This is a genomic window from Blastococcus sp. CT_GayMR16 (genome assembly GCF_004570875.1).
GTDB lineage: Bacteria > Actinomycetota > Actinomycetes > Mycobacteriales > Geodermatophilaceae > Blastococcus_B.
Genome location: NZ_SPQK01000036.1, coordinates 1 through 17,047, shown reverse-complemented (window position 1 = coordinate 17,047; position 17,047 = coordinate 1). Strand labels below are relative to the sequence as shown.

Sequence of the window (17,047 nt, the reverse complement as noted above, 5' to 3'; positions counted from 1 at the left end):
CGGCACCGGGTTCCAGCACCTGGCGGAGGGATTCCCGGTCGGGATGCGCTTCCACTCCGCCCCCGTCGTCCGGCTCGCCGACGCCAAGCCGGTCCAGCTCGGCCACGTCGCCCGTGCGGACGGCGCCCAGGCGGTCGTGGCCCGGTCCGTGGCCGCAAGAGCAAGAAGCAGCGTCGTCAGGAGTTCGACTCCATGGCTGCGCCCAGCATGGGCGGCGTCAGCCTGCCCCGCGGCAACGGGCAGACCGTCCGGCTGCCCCGTGGCGCCTCGCTGACCGACCTGGCCGAGCGGATCAACGCCGAGCCGGCCGCGCTGGTCACCGCCCTGTTCCACCTGGGCGAGATGATCACCGCGACGCAGTCGGTCAACGACGAGACGTTGCAGCTGCTCGGTGCCGAGATCGGCTGGGTCATCCAGGTCGTCAGCCCCGAGGACGAGGACCGCGAGCTCCTCGAGACCTTCGACCTCACCTTCGGTGACGAGGAAGGCGACGAGGGGGACTGGTCGTCCCGTCCGCCAGTGGTGACCGTCATGGGTCACGTCGACCACGGAAAGACCAAGCTCCTCGACGCGATCCGGCACGCCAACGTGGTGTCGAAGGAGGCCGGTGGCATCACGCAGCACATCGGCGCCTACCAGATCGTCACCGAGCTGGAGCACAACGAGCGTCCGATCACCTTCATCGACACCCCGGGTCACGAGTCGTTCACCGCGATGCGTGCCCGTGGCGCGAAGGTCACCGACATCGTCGTGCTCGTGGTCGCCGCCGACGACGGCGTCATGCCGCAGACGGTCGAGGCGCTCAACCACGCCCAGGCCGCCGACGTGCCGATCGTGGTCGCGGTCAACAAGATCGACAAGGAGGGGGCCAACCCCGCCAAGATCCGTCAGCAGCTCACCGAGTACGGGCTGGTGGCCGAGGAGTACGGCGGCGACACGATGTTCGTCGACGTCTCCGCGACCACCCGTCAGGGCCTCGACGAGCTCCTCACGGCGATCCTGCTGACCGCCGACGCCTCCCTGGACCTGCGCGCGAACACCGAGCAGGACCCGCAGGGTGTCGTCATCGAGGGCAAGCTGGACAAGGGCCGCGGCCCCGTCGCCACGGTGCTCGTCCAGCGCGGCACGCTGCGCCAGGGCGACTCGATCGTGGCCGGCGACGCGTACGGCCGCGTCCGGTCGCTGCTCGACGAGCACGGCAACAAGCTGAAGGAAGCCCTGCCGTCCCGTCCGGTCCAGGTCGTGGGACTCACCTCGGTCCCGCGTGCCGGCGACACGTTCCTCGTCGTCGACGAGGACCGCGTGGCCCGGCAGATCGCCGACCGTCGCCAGGCCCGCATCCGCAATGCGCAGAACGCGTCCATGCGGAAGCGGATCAGCCTGGAGGACCTCGACGCGGCGCTCAAGGAGACCCGTCAGCTCAACCTGATCATCAAGGGCGACAACTCGGGCACCGTCGAGGCGCTCGAAGAGGCCCTGATGAAGATCGAGGTCGACGACGACATCTCGCTGCGGGTCATCCACCGCGGCGTCGGTGGGATCACCAAGAGCGACATCGACCTGGCGCTTGCCGACGACGTCATCGTCCTGGGCTTCAACGTCCGGGCCGAGGGTCAGGCCACCGAGCTCGCCAACCGCGAGGGGGTGGACGTCCGGTACTACACGGTCATCTACCAGGCGATCGACGAGATCGAGGCCGCGCTCAAGGGCATGCTCAAGCCCATCTACGAGGAGGTCCAGCTCGGTACGGCGGAGGTCCGCGAGGTCTTCCGGGTGCCGAAGATCGGCAACGTCGCCGGTTCGCTGGTCCGCAGCGGCACGATCGTCCGCAACTCGAAGGCGCGGCTCATGCGTGACGGTGCCGTGGTCGCCGACAACCTGACGGTGGAGTCCCTCCGCCGGTTCAAGGACGACGCGACCGAGGTCCGCGAGGGCTACGAGTGCGGTATCGGCCTGGGGTCGTTCAACGACATCAAGGTCGACGACGTGATCGAGACCTTCGAGATGCGCGAGATCCCGCGCACCTAGCAGGCACATCGGGGAGGCGGTGAGCGTGTTCACTGGCACGCTCACCGCCGACCTGCTGCTGGGCGACGTCCACTCGCTCAAGGGCAAGCGCGCCGTCGTCCGGCCGATCGTGGCCGAGCTGCGGCGCCGCTACGCCGTATCCGCCGCCGAGGTCGGTGACCAGGACCTGCACCGGCGCGCGCAGGTCGGCGTCGCCACCGTCGCAGGCGATCCGGGACAGGTCACCGACGTCCTCGATGCCTGCGAGCGGTTGCTGGCCGAGCGGCCGGAGGTGACGCTTCTGTCGACACATCGGCAGTTGTTCTCCGACAGCGACTGATCGCGGACACGTTTCCGCCCCCCGTCCACCCGGCGTCGTCCGACGCCCTGACCCAGGAGGTCCGATGGCCGATCCGGCCCGCGCACGCAAGCTGGCGGTGCGCATCCGTCAGATCGTCTCCGCCGCGATCGAGATGCAGATCAAGGACCCCCGACTGGGCATGGTCACCGTGACCGACACCAAGGTGACCAGCGATCTCCGCGAAGCCACGGTGTTCTACACCGTCTACGGCGACGAGACGCAGATCGCCGACTCGGCGAAGGCACTGACCAGTGCCACCGGCATCCTTCGCGCCACGGTCGGCAAGCAGACCGGCATCAAGTTCGTGCCGACGCTGACCTTCATCGCCGACATCGTCCCGGACACCGCCCGCGAGCTCGAGGAGGCACTCGAGCGTGCGCGGCACGCCGACGCCGAGCTCGCCCGGGCCCGTGAGGGTGCGCAGTACGCCGGCGAACCCGACCCCTACCGCAAGCCCGCCGAGGACGAGGACGACGAAACGGACGCCGACGACACGGTTTCCCCGGCGACTGCCGATGACAGTGTCGACGACGTGCCCGTCCAGAGCAGGAGTGCACCGTGAGCGAGCTTGCGAGCGAACCGATGAGCACAGCAGCGTCGCGAGCGTCGGCGACGAGCCCCAGCGAGGAGCCGTCGTGAGCGAAGTCGATCCGGACCCGTACGAGCCCGGCGAGGGCCAGGGGGAGTCGGTTCTCGGCGGCCGCGACGTCCCCGGGGGCGGTGACCCGACCGACGGCGGCAAGCACGGCGAGGTCGGCGACGCGGCCAGCATCCGCGCCGACGAGCCCGACGACGGCACCACCTACCCCGTCGGCGGCGGCAGCGTGACGGAGGAGCGCGACGCTCCTCCGGTGGCCGACCCAGGCCCGGGCGCCTGATCACCGTGGCTCTCTCTTCACCCCGTGCCGCCGCGAAGCCGGCCCGGACCGCCGCGTCGGTCCTCGCCGAGGCCGCGGACGCCCGGGCGACGGTCGTCCTCTCGGGACACGTGCAGCCCGATGCCGACGCACTGGGCAGCACCCTTGCCCTGGCCGAGGGTCTCCGACGCCGGGGCGCGCGGGTCCTGACCACCTTTCCCGATCCGTTCACGCTGCCTGCCTCCCTGGGGTGGCTGCCCGGCGCGGAGGGACTCGTGTCGTCCTCCGCGGTGCCCTCCTCGCCGGACGTGTTCGTCAGCCTGGACGCCGCGTCACCCGGCCGCCTGGGCGAACTCGCGCCGCTGCTCGACAACGCGGGTGTCTCGATCGTCGTCGACCACCACGTCAGCAATCCCGGTTTCGGGGACGTCCGGCTGATCGACGGCGGCGCCCCTGCCACCGTGACCCTGGTGGCCGGCCTCCTCGACGAGCTGGGTGTCGGCCTCGACCGGGACCTGGCGACCTGCCTCTACGCCGGCCTGTCCGCGGACACCGGCTCGTTCCGCTTCGGCAACACCCGGCCCGAGACCCACGAGCTCGCCGCCCGGCTGCTGTCCACCGGGATCGACCACTCGGAGATCAGCCGGCAGCTGTTCGACACCGCGCCCTTCGGCTGGCTGGGGCTCCTGTCGGCCATCACCGGGCGCGCGGTCCTGGAGACCGACGTCGGGCTGAGACTGGTCTGGACCTGGTCGAGCACCGCCGAGGCCGCCGAGTACGGCCTCCCCGGCGAGCAGCTCGAGGCGCTGGTCGACGTCGTGCGGTCGACCCAGGAGGCCGACGTCGCCTGCGTCCTCAAGGGTCAGGACGACGGGTCGTGGTCGGTCTCGCTGCGCTCGCGGGGCCGCACGGACCTCGCGCGGGTGGCCATGGCTCTCGGCGGCGGTGGGCACACCCTGGCCGCCGGCTACAGCTCCTACGTCGACCGCGAGAAGACGATCGAGAATCTGCGCGCAGAGTTGTCGGCGGAGTTCCCCGCTGCCTGATCGTTCCTCCCCGACAGCTCCCCGAGCCGCGCGCTCGGTGCTGTCCCTCGCACTCCCGGCGTTGGTCGTCCTCGCGGCCGAGCCGCTGTACCTGCTCGTCGACACGGCGGTCGTCGGCCACCTCGGCGCCGTTCCCCTGGGTGGCCTCGCCGTCGGCGGCGGACTCCTCGCCTGGTCGGCCGCCCTGCTGAACTTCCTGGCCTACGGCACGACCGCCCGTGCCGCCCGTCGCGCGGGTGCCGGCGACCGCGCGGGGGCGGTCGCGGAGGGCGTGCAGGCCACCTGGCTGGCGCTCGGGCTCGGCCTCGTCGTCCTCCTGTTCTTCCAGCTCCTCGCCGGCCCGCTCACCCGGACGCTGGCCGGCGGTCCGGGTTCGGTCGCCGAAGCTGGTGAGGACTGGCTGCGCGTCGCCGGTCTGGGCGCCCCGCTGCTGCTGGTGTCGCTGGCCGGGAACGGCTGGCTGCGCGGCGTGCAGGACCTGCGGCGGCCGGTGCGGTACGTCGTGGCCGGCAGCCTCGTGAGCCTCGTGCTCTGCCCGCTGCTGGTGCACGCGGCCGGGATGGGACTCGTCGGCTCGGCCGTCGCCAACGTGACCGGGCAGGCGCTCACGGCAGCGCTGTTCCTGCGGGCGCTCCTCCGCGAGGACGTCCCCTGGCGTCCGCGCGCGGCCGCCGTCCGCACCCAGCTCGTCATCGGCCGCGACCTGCTGCTGCGCGCGGCGGTGCTCCAGCTGTCGTTCCTGGTGGCCGCCGGGGTGGCCGCCCGCGAGGGCACCGCCCAGCTCGGCGCCCACCAGATCGCGCTGCAGCTCTTCTTCTTCCTCGCGCTGGTGCTCGACGCCTACGCCATCGCGGCGCAGACGCTGGTCGGGCACGCGCTCGGCGGCAACCGGCCCGAGGAGGCCCGGGCCACCGCCCGCCGCGTCGCCCTGTGGGGCCTCGGCACCGGACTGGTCGTGCCGGCCCTCCTGCTCGCGTTGCGCGACCTCCTGCTCCCGTTGTTCACCGGCGATCCCGCCGTCCTCGGTCAGGCCGAGGTCGTGTGGTGGTTCCTGGCCGCCATGCAGCCACTGGCCGGCGTCGTCTTCGCCCTGGACGGCGTGCTGATGGGTGCGGGGGACGTCGGATACCTGCGCACCGTCACGATCGGGTCGGCAGTGGTCGGCTTCCTGCCGCTGTCGCTGCTGTCCGGCCCGCTGTCGTGGGGCCTGGCGGGAATCTGGACGGGGCTGTGCCTGTTCATCGGGCTGCGGCTGGTCGCCGTCCTCGCGCGGGTGGCCGGTGATCGCTGGCTCACCGCGCCTGGAACGGTGGGCACGTGAGCCGCCGACCCGATGCCGACGTCCCGCCCGGCCTGTTGCTCGTCGACAAGCCGGGGGGCATGACGTCGCACGACGTCGTCGCCCGGGCCCGCCGCGTGCTGTCGGTGCGCAAGGTCGGGCACGCCGGGACGCTCGACCCGATGGCGACCGGGCTGCTGATCCTCGGGGTCGGCGCCGCCACCCGGCTGCTCGGGTACGTCGGCGGGCACGACAAGACCTACGAGGCCACGATCCGGCTCGGCCAGGCCACGGTCACCGACGACCGCGAGGGCGAGGTGCTCACGACCGCGTCGACGGCGGCTCTGGACGACGACGCCGTCCGGACGGCGCTCGCCGCGCAGACCGGACCGCTGCAGCAGGTGCCCTCCTCCGTGAGCGCGGTCAAGGTCGACGGCCGGCGCTCCTACGACCGCGTACGGGCCGGCGAGGTCGTCGAGCTCGCGCCGCGGTCGGTCACCGTCCACCGCCTCGAGGTGCACCGGATCGAACGGCCGACGCCCGAGCTGGTCGACGTCGAGGTGACCGTCACCTGCACCGCGGGCACCTACATCCGTGCGATCGCCCGCGACGCCGGCGTCGCGCTCGGGGTGGGCGGGCACCTCACCGCCCTGCGGCGCACCGCCTCCGGGCCGTTCACCGTCGAGCAGGCGGCGCCGGTCGAGGACGCCGGTGCGGCCCTGGTCGCCGGCGGGGGAGCGGGCTTCCTGGCACTTCCCGAGGCCGCCACCACCGTCTTCCCCGCGCGGGTGCTCACCGAGGAGGAGACCCGCGCGCTGTTCTACGGGCAGCGCATCGCCGCGACCGGGGCGCCCGGTCCGCACGCCGCCGTCGACCCCGACGGCCGGCTGGCCGCGTTGATCGAGGACGCCGGGGCCACCGCGAAGGTCGCCGTCGGATTCCCGCAGTCCTGAGGTCCGTCCCTCCGGGTCGCACGCGGTCGCCGAGGAGCGCCAGCCCGACCAGTCCGGGAACCACGACCTCGGTCACCGACAGGACGGCCACCACGGTCGCGACCGCGCCCCGGCCCATGGCGCCGGCCAGCACCACGGTCCCCGTCGCACCGAAGACGAGGACGGCGTAGGCAAGTGGTTCGGTCAGCAGGTCCCGCACCGACGTCCACAGGGACGACGCGATGTGCACCGCCCGCACCGACAGCGAGACCCCGCCGAAGGCGACCCCCGCCAGCGCGGCGCCCAGCAGCGGGGACCTCGACCGCACGGCCACCGCCGCCAGGACGACGAGGAGTGCCGCGGTGAGCAGGACCGGTGTGTCCGGCAGTCGATCCGTCGGGGGCTCCCTCCGGCGGCGCTCATCGCGGTGACCGGCACCGTTCCGGCCAGCACCGACTGGACGGCGAACCCCGGCAGCACGCGCAGCGCCGCCACGGAGAGCGCCCATCTCAGGCCGTCGCACGCCAGCCCGGCGAGGTACCTCGGCTGCCGCCACGTCGCGCGCCCCGGCGTCGCCCGGCGGCTGCCCGAGGACTCCAGCAGCGAGGCCAGGCTGTTGGCGAGCATGGCCGCCACGGCAGCGGCGAACGCCAGTGCGGTCATCCGTCTCCTCCTGTGGCAGCCTCGGCGCGTGCCCGGCGCCATCTCACCCGATCTGTTGCTCGACCAGCGGCTCGACGCTCTCGCGGCACAGTTCGCGCCGCTCCCGGGGGTGCTCGTCGCGTTCTCCGGCGGTGTGGACTCCGGCGTGGTGCTCGCCGCGGCCGTCCGGACGCTCGGCGCCGACCGCGTGGTGGCCGCGACCGCCGTCTCGCCGAGCCTGCCGGCATCCGAGCGCGGCCTCGCCGCCGGCTTCGTCGCCTCCCTCGGGGTCCGCCACGAGCTGCCGCGCACCGACGAGCTGTCCCGGGAGGGGTACCGCGCGAACGCCGGCGACCGCTGCGCCTTCTGCAAGTCCGAGCTGGTCGACGTGCTGACCCCGCTGGCGGCGCGGCTCGGCATCGCCGACGTCGTCACCGGCACCAACGCCGACGACCTGCGGGCCGGCTTCCGCCCCGGCATCCGCGCCGCGGCCGAGCGCGGCGCATGGGCACCCCTGGCCCGCGCCGGCATGACGAAGGACGACGTCCGTGCCGCGGCCCGCCGGTGGGGTCTTCCGCTCGCCGACAAGCCGGCCGCCGCCTGCCTGGCCAGCCGCATCGCCTACGGCGTCCCGGTGTCGGCCGCGGGGCTGGCGCGGGTCGAGTCCGCGGAGGCGGGGTTGCGCGCGGCCCTCGTCGGTGCGGGGCTGGTCGTGCGGGACCTGCGGGTGCGCGACCTGGGTGCGGACGTCGCGCGCGTCGAGGTGGATGCCGGGCTCGTCGCCGACCTGGACGCCCGCCCGGAGCTGATCGCCGCGGTCGCGGGCTTCCGGCGGGTCGAGGTCGATCCGCGGGGTTTCCGGTCCGGCTCGATGAACGAGCTGCTGCCGGACCCCGTCCGCTACCGCTGAGCCGATCTCGCGATCCGCGCCGCGGCCACCCCCGCGCCGAACCCGTTGTCGATGTTGACCACCAGGACGCCGGGGGCGCAGGCGGTGAGCATGGTCAGCAGGGCGGCGAGCCCCTCGAACGCAGCGCCGTAGCCGACCGAGGTCGGCACCGCCACGACCAGCCGGTCGGTCAGGCCGGCGACCACGCTCGGCAGTGCGCCGTCCATCCCCGCCACGACGACGACGACGTCCGCGGCGGCGAAGTCGGGCGCAACGGACAGCACCCGGTGCACGCCGGCGACGCCGACGTCGTCCACCCGGCGGCAGCCGACACCGCCGGCGGCCAGCGTCGCGGCGACCTCGGCGGCGACGGCGCCGTCGGAGGTCCCGGCGGTGAGCACGAGCACCTGGCCCACGGGCTGCGGGAGCTCCCCGACGAAGACGCAGCGTGCTTCGGGATCCACGAGGGCGTCGGGCCAGCGCTCGAGCACCGCGGCGGCTGTCGCGTCGTCCACCCGGGTCGCCCAGGCGAGCGCGGAGCCACCGTCCCGGAGCGCGGCGAGGCATGCGACGGTCTGCTCCGGCGTCTTCCCGGCGGCGTACACCACCTCGGGTGTTCCGGTGCGCTGGACGCGGTCGAGGTCGAGGCGGGCGAAGCCCAGGTCGGCGGTGCGGTGCGCGCTCACGGCCACCAGCGTGCCCCATCGGGCGGTTGATCTTCGCCGCTCCCGGGAAGGGGAGCGGCATGAGTGTCGTGAAGATCAATGCCGTCACGGTCCCGCCGGACAAGCAGGCACGCTTCGAGGAGCGCTTCCGTGGGCGGGCCGGCGCCGTCGAGAAGACCCCCGGCTTCGAGTGGTTCGAGCTGCTCCGCCCGCTCGAGGGCACCGACCAGTACCTCGTCTACACCCGGTGGAGCAGCGAGGAGGCCTACCAGGACTGGCAGTCCGGTCAGGACTTCGACCGGGCGCACGACGGGGGCGGCGACACCCTGGCGCCCGCGGCCGCCGACTCCCACCACCTCTGGTCCTACGAGGTCCTGGAGTCCGCCGGCCCGCACACCGGTTAGGAGGACGTCCTACGAACGGCGGCTACTGTGGCGCCATCGGCACCCGGAACCCGGCGCCGATCCGTCGCACTCGCAGGTGGGAGCCATGACCGACACGCTCGCCGACAGCCGTACCTCTTCTCGGATGTTCACCGAGGGCGTGCCGCTCGTGGTGGAGGACGTGACGGGCCGCCCCGCGACCGAGCGCGCCGCCATGCTGGCCAACCCGGGCTTCGGCCGGTACTTCACCGACCGGATGTTCATCGCCCGCTACCGGGCGGGTGAGGGCTGGTACGACGCCCGGCTGACCGCCTACGGGCCGCTGCAGATCGACCCGTCGACCGCGGTCCTGCACTACGCCCAGTCGATCTTCGAGGGCCTCAAGGCCTACGCCCAGCCGGACGGCAGTGTCGCGACCTTCCGCCCGGAGGCCAACGCCGCCCGCTTCGCCCGGAGCGCCAAGCGGCTGGCCATGCCGCCGGTGCCGGAGGAGGCGTTCGTCTCGGCGGTCGACGCGCTTGTCGACGCCGACCGCGACTGGGTGCCGACCGGCGCCGACCAGACCCTGTACATCCGTCCGTACCAGATGGCCAGCGAGCCGTTCCTCGGCGTCCGGCCGGCCCACGAGTACCTGTTCCTGATCATCGCCAGCCCGGCCGGGCCGTACTTCCCGCGGGGCGTGCAGCCGGTCTCGGTCTACCTCTCCGAGGACTACATCCGGGCGGCACCCGGCGGCACGGGCGACATCAAGTGCGCAGGCAACTACGCCGCCAGCCTGCTGGCGCAGGAGCAGGCCATCGCGGCCGGCTGCGACCAGGTGGTCTGGCTGGACGCATTCGAGAAGCGCTACGTCGAGGAGATGGGCGGGATGAACCTGTTCTTCGTCCTCGGCTCGGGCGACGACGCCGAGCTGGTCACTCCCGAGCTGACCGGCACGCTGCTGCCCGGCATCACCCGCGACTCGCTGATCGAGGTCGCCCGGTCGATGGGTCATCCCGTCACCGAGCGCCGCTTCTCGGTGGACGAGTGGCGGGCGGGCGTGGCGGACGGCACGGTCACCGAGACCTTCGCCTGCGGCACGGCTGCCGTGATCACCCCGGTCGGCGAGGTCAAGGCGCGTACCGGCGACTTCGTGGTCGGCGACGGCTCGCCCGGACCGCTCACCATGCGGCTGCGCGAGACCCTCCTCGACATCCAGCACGGGCGGGTGGCCGACACCCGCGGCTGGCTGCACCGGGTCGCCTGAGCGACCGGGCCTGAAGGAACTCGACTCGCAGTGCTGCGCTGGCGCGGACTGGAGGCCACCCCCGGCGACCTCGGGCGGACGGTGGTCACCATCGGGATGTACGACGGCGTCCACCGCGGGCACCAGAAGCTGATCGGGGCCGCCGTCGCCCGGGCACGGGCGATGCGCCGTCCGAGCCTGCTGCTCACCTTCGACCCACACCCGTCGGAGGTCGTGCGACCCGGGTCGCACCCGGCGATCCTCACCTCGATGGACCGCAAGGCCGAGCTCGTCGCCGAGCTGGGGGTGGACGCGATGTGCGTGCTGCCGTTCACCACGGAGTTCATGCGGCTGTCGCCGGAATCGTTCACGCACACGGTCCTGGTCGAGCACCTGCACGCAGCCGAGGTGGTGGTGGGGGAGAACTTCACCTACGGGCACAAGGCGGCCGGCACCGTGGCGACCCTGCGGGCCGAGGGGCGGCGCTTCGGCTTCGCCGTCGAGGGGATCCCGCTCGCCGAGGACGCCTCCGACGAGGGGGAGGTGACGATCTCCTCGACCTACATCCGGGCCTGCGTGGCCGCCGGCGACATGGTCTCGGCCGCACGGGCCCTGGGCCGGCCGCACCGGGTGGACGGCATCGTCGTCCGGGGTGACCGCCGCGGTCGCGACATGGGCTACCCGACGGCGAACGTGGAGAGCCCGCCGTTCACCGCGATCCCGGCCGACGGCGTGTACGCCGGGCACCTGGTGACCCGCGACCCCCGCAGCGGGGCGAGCCGCGAGCGGTTCCCCGCGGCGATCTCGGTGGGTAGCAACCCCACGTTCCAGGGCAGCCGCCGCACGGTCGAGGCGTTCGTCCTCGACTACGACGGCGACCTCTACGGCGAGCACGTCGGCATCGAGTTCGTCGAGCGGCTCCGTCCCATGGCGGCGTTCCCCGACGTCGACGCCCTGCTCGTCGCCATGGCCAAGGACGTCGTCGACACCCGCCAGGTGCTGGGGATGCCCCCGACCGTCTGACCGGCCGCGACGGCACGGTGTGTAACCTTGATGACGACGTCGGGAGACCGACGTGTGTGCAGGCTGCCCCCGTGATTCAAACCGGGGGCCACACGTGACCCGCCCCGGAGGCAACCATGGCGCTCGAGAGCGCGCTCAAGAAGCAGATCATGACCGAGTACGCGACGGTCGAGAACGACACCGGCTCGCCCGAGGTGCAGGTCGCGATGCTGACCCGACGGATCAGTGACCTCACCGAGCACCTCAAGATGCACAAGCACGACCACCACAGCCGGCGGGGCCTGCTCCTGCTGGTCGGACGTCGTCGCCGCCTGCTGAACTACCTGGCAAAGACCGACATCACTCGGTACCGCACGCTCATCGAGCGACTCGGCCTGCGCCGCTAGTACGTCGAGGGGGCCGCTCCCGGGACACCCCGGGGCCGGTCCCCTTCCTCGTGCGGCACCCGCCGTACGAGGAGAACGGCCAGCCGCCGGATGCGTCCCGCAAGGGCCGGTCCTCGGTAGTGGCCCCCGGGCACGTTCGGTTCACCCCTCGCGGGGAACCCAGGTCCCGAGGGCTTCGATCGAGCACCGGTCGACCCGGACGAAGACGGCAGTACCCGTGAGGGACTGGCCGCAAGAGGAGTCGCAGGTCGGCACGACGCCGCTGCGACGAGAAGAGAGAAGGACACATGTCCGCACCCACCACCAGCCCGATCGCCGCCGAGTTCGACCCGGAGGACGGCGTCACGACCGCCACCGCGGTCATCGACAACGGCAGCTTCGGCAGCCGCAGCATCACCTTCGAGACCGGCCGCCTCGCACGTCAGGCGGCCGGCTCCGTCGTCGTCACCCACGGCGACACGATGCTGCTGTCGGCCACCACGGCCGGCCGTCAGCCCAAGGAGCAGTTCGACTTCTTCCCGCTGACCGTCGACGTCGAGGAGCGGATGTACGCCGCCGGGCGCATCCCCGGCTCCTTCTTCCGCCGCGAGGGCCGCCCGTCGGAGGACGCGATCCTCACCTGCCGCCTGATCGACCGCCCGCTGCGCCCGACCTTCGCCAAGGGCCTGCGCAACGAGGTCCAGGTCGTCATCACCGTCATGTCGCTGGACCCCCAGCACCTCTACGACGTGCTCGCGATCAACGCCGCCTCGGCGTCCACCCAGCTGTCGGGCCTGCCGTTCTCCGGCCCGGTCGGCGCCACCCGCGTCGCCCTCATCAACGGCCAGTGGGTCGGCTTCCCGACCCAGACCGAGCTCGAGGACGCCGTCTTCGACATGGTCGTGGCCGGCCGCGTCCTCCCGGACGGCGACGTCGCGATCATGATGGTCGAGGCCGAGGCCACCGAGAAGACGATCGAGCTGATCGCCGGCGGCGCCACCGCCCCGACCGAGGAGGTCGTGTCGCAGGGTCTCGAGGCCGCGAAGCCGTTCATCAAGGCGCTGTGCGACGCACAGTCCGCGATGGCCGAGAAGGCCGCCAAGCCGGTTGCCGACTTCCCCCGCTTCCTGGACTACCAGGACGACGTCTACGCCGCCGTCGAGGCGCAGGTCGGCGACAAGCTGTCGCAGGCGCAGCAGATCGCGGCCAAGCACGAGCGCGAGGACGCCACCGACGCGCTCAAGGACGAGGTCAAGGCCGCGCTGGCCGGCCAGTTCGAGGGCCGCGAGAAGGAGATCTCCGGAGCCTTCCGCGCGCTGACCAAGAAGGTCGTCCGTCAGCGGATCCTGCGCGACAAGGTCCGCATCGACGGTCGTGGCCTCACCGACATCCGGCCGCTGTCGGCCGAGGTCGAGGTCATCCCGCGCGTGCACGGCTCGGCGCTGTTCGAGCGCGGTGAGACGCAGATCCTCGGTGTCACCACGCTGAACATGCTCCGCATGGAGCAGCAGCTGGACACGCTCTCCCCGGTGACCCGCAAGCGCTACATGCACAACTACAACTTCCCGCCGTACTCCACCGGCGAGACCGGCCGCGTGGGTTCGCCCAAGCGCCGCGAGATCGGCCACGGCGCGCTCGCCGAGCGGGCGCTCGTCCCGGTCCTGCCGAGCCGCGAGGAGTTCCCCTACGCGATCCGTCAGGTGTCGGAGGCGCTGGGTTCCAACGGCTCGACGTCCATGGGTTCGGTCTGCGCCTCGACGCTGGCCCTGCTCAACGCCGGTGTACCCCTGAAGGCCCCCGTCGCCGGCATCGCCATGGGCCTCGTCTCCGACGAGGTCGACGGGAAGACCGAGTACGTCGCGCTGACCGACATCCTCGGCGCCGAGGACGCGTTCGGTGACATGGACTTCAAGGTCGCCGGCACCAAGGACTTCGTCACGGCCCTCCAGCTGGACACGAAGCTCGACGGCATCCCCTCCGACGTCCTCGCCGGTGCGCTGACCCAGGCCCGCGCGGCCCGGCTGCACATCCTCGACGTCATGGGCGAGGCCATCGACGGCCCCGACGAGATGAGCCCCTACGCCCCGCGGGTGACCACGGTGCGCATCCCGGTCGACAAGATCGGCGCGGTCATCGGCCCCAAGGGCCAGATGATCAACGCGATCCAGGACGAGACCGGCGCCGACATCACCATCGAGGACGACGGCACGATCTACGTCGGCGCCTCCGACGGCCCCTCGGCCCAGGCCGCGGTCGACCGGATCAACGCCATCGCCAACCCGACCCTGCCCAAGGTCGGCGAGCGCTTCCTCGGCACGGTCGTCAAGACCACGCCGTTCGGCGCCTTCGTCTCGCTGCTGCCCGGCCGTGACGGCCTCGTGCACATCAGCAAGCTCGGTGGCGGCAAGCGCATCGGCAAGGTCGAGGACGTGGCCAACGTCGGCGACAAGATGCAGGTGGAGATCACCGACATCGACGCCCGCGGCAAGATCAGCCTGGTGCCGGTCGCCGAGGGTGACGCCGCCAGTGCCCCGGCCCCGGCCGAGGCAACCGCCGGCGCGCCTGCGGGTGAGTGACGGCTGACATCACGGGAGCCGGGGCGGGTGCTGTCGCACCCGCCCCGGCTCCTGTCGGGCAGACCGCGCTGCTCGACCTCGACGAGGTCGGCGGCCGGGTGGAGCGCACTGAGCTACCGGGTGGCCTGCGGGTCCTGACCGAGACGATGCCCGGCGTCCTCTCGGCGACCCTGGGCATCTGGGTGGGCGTCGGCTCCCGCGACGAGAGCCCTGCCGTGGCCGGGTCGTCGCACTTCCTCGAGCACCTGCTGTTCAAGGGGACGACGACCCGCAACGCGCTGGAGATCGCCACGGCGATGGACGCCGTCGGCGGTGAGATGAACGCCTTCACCGCCAAGGAGCACACCTGCTTCTACGCCAACGTCCTCAGCAGCGACCTCCCGCTCGCCGTGACGCTGCTGTCGGACCTGGTGACCGAGGCGTGCAACACCGCGGCCGACCTCGAGTCCGAGCGCACGGTGGTGCTCGAGGAGATCGCCATGCGCGACGACGAGCCCTCGGACGCCGTGCACGACCTCTTCTCCGAGACCCTCTTCGGCGACACCCCGCTCGGCCGGTCGGTGCTCGGCACCGTGGAGTCGATCGAAGGGCTGACCCGCGACGACGTCGACGGCTGGTACCGCAGCAGGTACGTCATGCCCTCGATCGTCGTCACCGCGGCCGGTCGGGTCGACCACCAGCAGGTGCTCGAGCTCGTCACCGCCGCGTTCGCCGACCGGCTCGGGGGCGACGCTCGGCCGGCGCCCCTGCGGTTGGGTGAGGGATCGCTCGCCCGCCCGGCCCGGCCGGCGGGACTGATCCACCGGCGCACCGAGCAGACCCATCTCCTGCTGGGCACGCCCGCCATGGGCCGGCTGGACGAGCGCCGCTACGTCGCCGCCGTCCTGGACGCCGCCGTGGGTGGCGGGATGAGCTCCCGGCTGTTCCAGGAGATCCGGGAGAAGCGCGGCCTGGTCTACAGCGTCGGCTCGGCGCTGTCCCACTACGCCGGCGCCGGGGCGTTCTCGGTGTACGCCGGCTGCTCGAAGAAGCGGGTGCCCGAGGTGCTGCGCCTGATCCGCGGCGAGCTGGACCGGGTGGCGGCCGAGGGCATCACGGCCGAGGAGGTCGCGCGTGGGCGCGGGCAGCTCAAGGGCGGCCTGGTCCTCGGCCTGGAGGACACCGGGTCGCGGATGAGCCGGCTGGGCAAGAGCGAGCTGTCCTACGGGGAGTACCTGCCGGTGCGGGAGGTCCTCGCGCGGCTGGATGCGGTCGACGAGGGGCAGGTGCGGGCGGTCGCCGCCGAGCTGTTCGGTCAGGACACCTGCCTGGCCGTCGTCGGTCCCTACCGCGAGTCCGACCTCGACCGGCTCTGATCTCCCCGTGCGCGACGCTCTCCAGGTCCACGGCCCGCTCTCCCGCGGCGCGTTCGCCGTCGCCGTCCTCGTGTCGCTGGCCGTGCTCTTCGCCCCGGCGGACGACGTCCCGTTCGCTCCGGCCGGGGTGGACAAGCTCGTCCACGGCGCGCTGTTCGCCGCGCTGGCCCTGACCGGCCGGTGGTCGGGCATCGGGCGGGTGGTGCTGGTCCCGGTCCTGGTGCTCTACGCCGCGGTCAGCGAGGTCCTGCAGGGCATGATCGGCCGCGACGCCACCGTCGGCGACTGGATCGCCGACGTCGTGGGCGTGCTCATCGGAATCCTGGTGTGGCAGCTGACCGCCCGCCGCGCAGCGCACTGACCCACTCGGCTTGTCTTGCGTCCGGGACGGATGACGGGAAGCCTGACCTGCGTGACCACCAGCACCTCCCTCCCGGACCAGCAGCCCGTCGGATCGCCTGACGGCGAGGCCGCCCTGATCAACGTCGGGGTACTGGGCGCCCGCGGCCGCATGGGCACCGAGGTGGTGAAGGCCGTCAATGACGCCGACGACCTCGAGCTCGTCGCGATGGTCGACGACGGTGACTGGCTGTTCGACATCGCGAACGCCGGGGCGCAGGTCGTCGTCGACTTCACCCGTCCCGACGTCGTCATGGACAACATCAGGTTCTGCATCGACAACAACATCCACTGCGTCGTGGGGACGACGGGCTTCGACGAGGCCAAGCTGGCGACCGTCGCCGAGTGGCTCGAGCCCAAGCCGGACGTCGGCGTGATCATCGCCCCGAACTTCGGCATCGGTGCGGTCCTGCTGATGAAGTTCGCACAGGAGGCGGCGCGGTTCTTCCCGTCGGTGGAGATCGTGGAGCTGCACCACCCCAACAAGGTCGACGCACCCTCGGGCACGGCGATGCGCACCGCCCGCCTCGTCGCCGCCGCCCGCCGCGCCGCCGGCCTGCCCCCATCGCCGGACGCCACGACCGACTCGCTGCCCGGCGCCCGTGGTGCCGACGTCGAGGGGGTGCCGGTGCACGCGGTCCGGCTCACCGGGCTCGTGGCCCACGAGGAGGTGCTCATGGGCGCAGCGGGGGAGACCCTGACCCTGCGGCATGACTCCTTCGACCGGGCGTCCTTCATGCCCGGCGTGCTCCTGGCCGTCCGGGAGATCAGCCGGCGCCCGGGCCTGACCGTGGGGATCGAGACCTTCCTCGGCCTCTGAGAAAGGACCCCATCCCTCTCACCCTTCGCAGGCTCAGGGCGAGCCTCCGGATGGGGCCTGAGACCCCCCTGCACGACCCCCTCGGGTTCGTGTATGGTTCTCCATGCGCCGCGCGGCCCGGAAGGGTCGCCGGACCGGTTGCTCCTGCGGGGGTGCTGGAAACCGGCGTAGTGTTGGACATCCAGCCAGCGAGGACGCCCGGAAGGGTCGAATTGTTGCGCGT

The 17,047-nt window shown here is 72.4% G+C and carries 18 protein-coding genes; 17 read left to right on the top strand and 1 reads right to left on the bottom strand.

What is annotated here, in order from left to right; all coding sequences use genetic code 11:
- The first annotated feature begins 43 nt into the window (after window positions 1–43).
- The 9 genes from E4P38_RS23660 (at window position 44) to larE (ending at window position 8,034) form a co-directional block, all read left to right on the top strand.
- Window positions 44–274 (top strand): hypothetical protein, encoded by a 231-nt coding sequence (locus E4P38_RS23660; RefSeq protein WP_245161234.1) that lies wholly within the window; start codon window positions 44–46, stop codon window positions 272–274.
- Entirely contained in the window at window positions 193–2,028 is a 1,836-nt protein-coding gene (gene infB / locus E4P38_RS22280) for a translation initiation factor IF-2 (protein ID WP_245161233.1), read from the top strand. The genes E4P38_RS23660 and infB overlap by 82 nt, the downstream gene beginning before the upstream one ends.
- A gap of 19 nt (window positions 2,029–2,047) precedes the next feature.
- Window positions 2,048–2,347, top strand: coding sequence for a DUF503 domain-containing protein (locus E4P38_RS22275; RefSeq protein WP_245161232.1), 300 nt, complete (start codon window positions 2,048–2,050; stop codon window positions 2,345–2,347).
- A gap of 64 nt (window positions 2,348–2,411) precedes the next feature.
- The gene (gene rbfA / locus E4P38_RS22270; protein WP_135134180.1) at window positions 2,412–2,930 is read left to right on the top strand and encodes a 30S ribosome-binding factor RbfA; all 519 of its coding nucleotides are present in this window, start codon (window positions 2,412–2,414) and stop codon (window positions 2,928–2,930) included.
- A gap of 73 nt (window positions 2,931–3,003) precedes the next feature.
- Complete coding sequence (locus tag E4P38_RS22265) at window positions 3,004–3,246, top strand: hypothetical protein (RefSeq protein ID WP_135134179.1); 243 nt, start codon at window positions 3,004–3,006, stop codon at window positions 3,244–3,246.
- 5 nt (window positions 3,247–3,251) lie between these two features.
- On the top strand, window positions 3,252–4,271 hold the full coding sequence (locus E4P38_RS22260; RefSeq protein ID WP_245161231.1) for a bifunctional oligoribonuclease/PAP phosphatase NrnA: 1,020 nt from the start codon (window positions 3,252–3,254) through the stop codon (window positions 4,269–4,271).
- Window positions 4,272–4,308: 37 nt separating this feature from the next.
- A complete protein-coding gene (locus E4P38_RS22255) occupies window positions 4,309–5,592 on the top strand; it encodes an MATE family efflux transporter (protein WP_135134177.1) in 1,284 nt (427 codons plus the stop codon).
- Window positions 5,589–6,503 carry a tRNA pseudouridine(55) synthase TruB gene (truB, locus tag E4P38_RS22250; RefSeq protein WP_135134176.1) on the top strand — a complete coding sequence of 305 codons (915 nt, stop codon included), beginning with the start codon at window positions 5,589–5,591 and terminating at the stop codon, window positions 6,501–6,503. The genes E4P38_RS22255 and truB overlap by 4 nt, the downstream gene beginning before the upstream one ends.
- A gap of 406 nt (window positions 6,504–6,909) precedes the next feature.
- On the top strand, window positions 6,910–8,034 hold the full coding sequence (gene larE, locus E4P38_RS22245) for an ATP-dependent sacrificial sulfur transferase LarE (protein ID WP_245161230.1): 1,125 nt from the start codon (window positions 6,910–6,912) through the stop codon (window positions 8,032–8,034).
- Here the strand turns inward: larE and larB are convergent.
- Complete coding sequence (gene larB / locus E4P38_RS22240; RefSeq protein WP_135134175.1) at window positions 8,025–8,699, bottom strand: nickel pincer cofactor biosynthesis protein LarB; 675 nt, start codon at window positions 8,697–8,699, stop codon at window positions 8,025–8,027. The two genes, larE and larB, sit on opposite strands and share 10 nt — an antisense overlap.
- A 59-nt stretch (window positions 8,700–8,758) precedes the next feature.
- On the opposite strand from larB, the gene E4P38_RS22235 reads away from it, so the two are divergent.
- The 8 genes from E4P38_RS22235 (at window position 8,759) to dapB (ending at window position 16,824) form a co-directional block, all read left to right on the top strand.
- Window positions 8,759–9,082: an antibiotic biosynthesis monooxygenase gene (locus tag E4P38_RS22235; RefSeq protein WP_135134174.1), complete on the top strand. Its 324-nt coding sequence runs from the start codon at window positions 8,759–8,761 to the stop codon at window positions 9,080–9,082.
- An 85-nt stretch (window positions 9,083–9,167) separates the two neighbouring features.
- Window positions 9,168–10,307: a branched-chain amino acid aminotransferase gene (locus E4P38_RS22230; RefSeq protein ID WP_135134173.1), complete on the top strand. Its 1,140-nt coding sequence runs from the start codon at window positions 9,168–9,170 to the stop codon at window positions 10,305–10,307.
- 30 nt (window positions 10,308–10,337) lie between these two features.
- On the top strand, window positions 10,338–11,309 hold the full coding sequence (locus tag E4P38_RS22225) for a bifunctional riboflavin kinase/FAD synthetase (protein ID WP_135134172.1): 972 nt from the start codon (window positions 10,338–10,340) through the stop codon (window positions 11,307–11,309).
- A 116-nt stretch (window positions 11,310–11,425) separates the two neighbouring features.
- Window positions 11,426–11,695 (top strand): 30S ribosomal protein S15, encoded by a 270-nt coding sequence (rpsO, locus tag E4P38_RS22220; RefSeq protein WP_135134171.1) that lies wholly within the window; start codon window positions 11,426–11,428, stop codon window positions 11,693–11,695.
- Between the two features lie 287 nt (window positions 11,696–11,982).
- The gene (locus E4P38_RS22215) at window positions 11,983–14,250 is read left to right on the top strand and encodes a polyribonucleotide nucleotidyltransferase (protein ID WP_245161229.1); all 2,268 of its coding nucleotides are present in this window, start codon (window positions 11,983–11,985) and stop codon (window positions 14,248–14,250) included.
- Window positions 14,247–15,605, top strand: a complete 1,359-nt coding sequence (locus E4P38_RS22210; RefSeq protein WP_135134170.1) for a pitrilysin family protein — start codon at window positions 14,247–14,249, stop codon at window positions 15,603–15,605. The genes E4P38_RS22215 and E4P38_RS22210 overlap by 4 nt, the downstream gene beginning before the upstream one ends.
- 7 nt (window positions 15,606–15,612) lie before the next feature.
- Window positions 15,613–15,966 carry a VanZ family protein gene (locus tag E4P38_RS22205; protein ID WP_135134169.1) on the top strand — a complete coding sequence of 118 codons (354 nt, stop codon included), beginning with the start codon at window positions 15,613–15,615 and terminating at the stop codon, window positions 15,964–15,966.
- A gap of 51 nt (window positions 15,967–16,017) precedes the next feature.
- A complete protein-coding gene (dapB, locus tag E4P38_RS22200; protein ID WP_209309252.1) occupies window positions 16,018–16,824 on the top strand; it encodes a 4-hydroxy-tetrahydrodipicolinate reductase in 807 nt (268 codons plus the stop codon).
- Window positions 16,825–17,047 lie beyond the last annotated feature (223 nt).

Bases quoted from the DNA above. Each gene is read 5' to 3' on its own strand.
- rpsO (WP_135134171.1), top strand. From the start codon at position 11,426: ATGGCGCTCGAGAGCGCGCTCAAGAAGCAGATCATGACCGAGTACGCG.
- E4P38_RS22230 (WP_135134173.1), top strand. From the start codon at position 9,168: ATGACCGACACGCTCGCCGACAGCCGTACCTCTTCTCGGATGTTCACC.
- rbfA (WP_135134180.1), top strand. From the start codon at position 2,412: ATGGCCGATCCGGCCCGCGCACGCAAGCTGGCGGTGCGCATCCGTCAG.
- E4P38_RS22235 (WP_135134174.1), top strand. From the start codon at position 8,759: ATGAGTGTCGTGAAGATCAATGCCGTCACGGTCCCGCCGGACAAGCAG.
- infB (WP_245161233.1), top strand. From the start codon at position 193: ATGGCTGCGCCCAGCATGGGCGGCGTCAGCCTGCCCCGCGGCAACGGG.
- E4P38_RS22215 (WP_245161229.1), top strand. From the start codon at position 11,983: ATGTCCGCACCCACCACCAGCCCGATCGCCGCCGAGTTCGACCCGGAG.
- E4P38_RS23660 (WP_245161234.1), top strand. From the start codon at position 44: ATGCGCTTCCACTCCGCCCCCGTCGTCCGGCTCGCCGACGCCAAGCCG.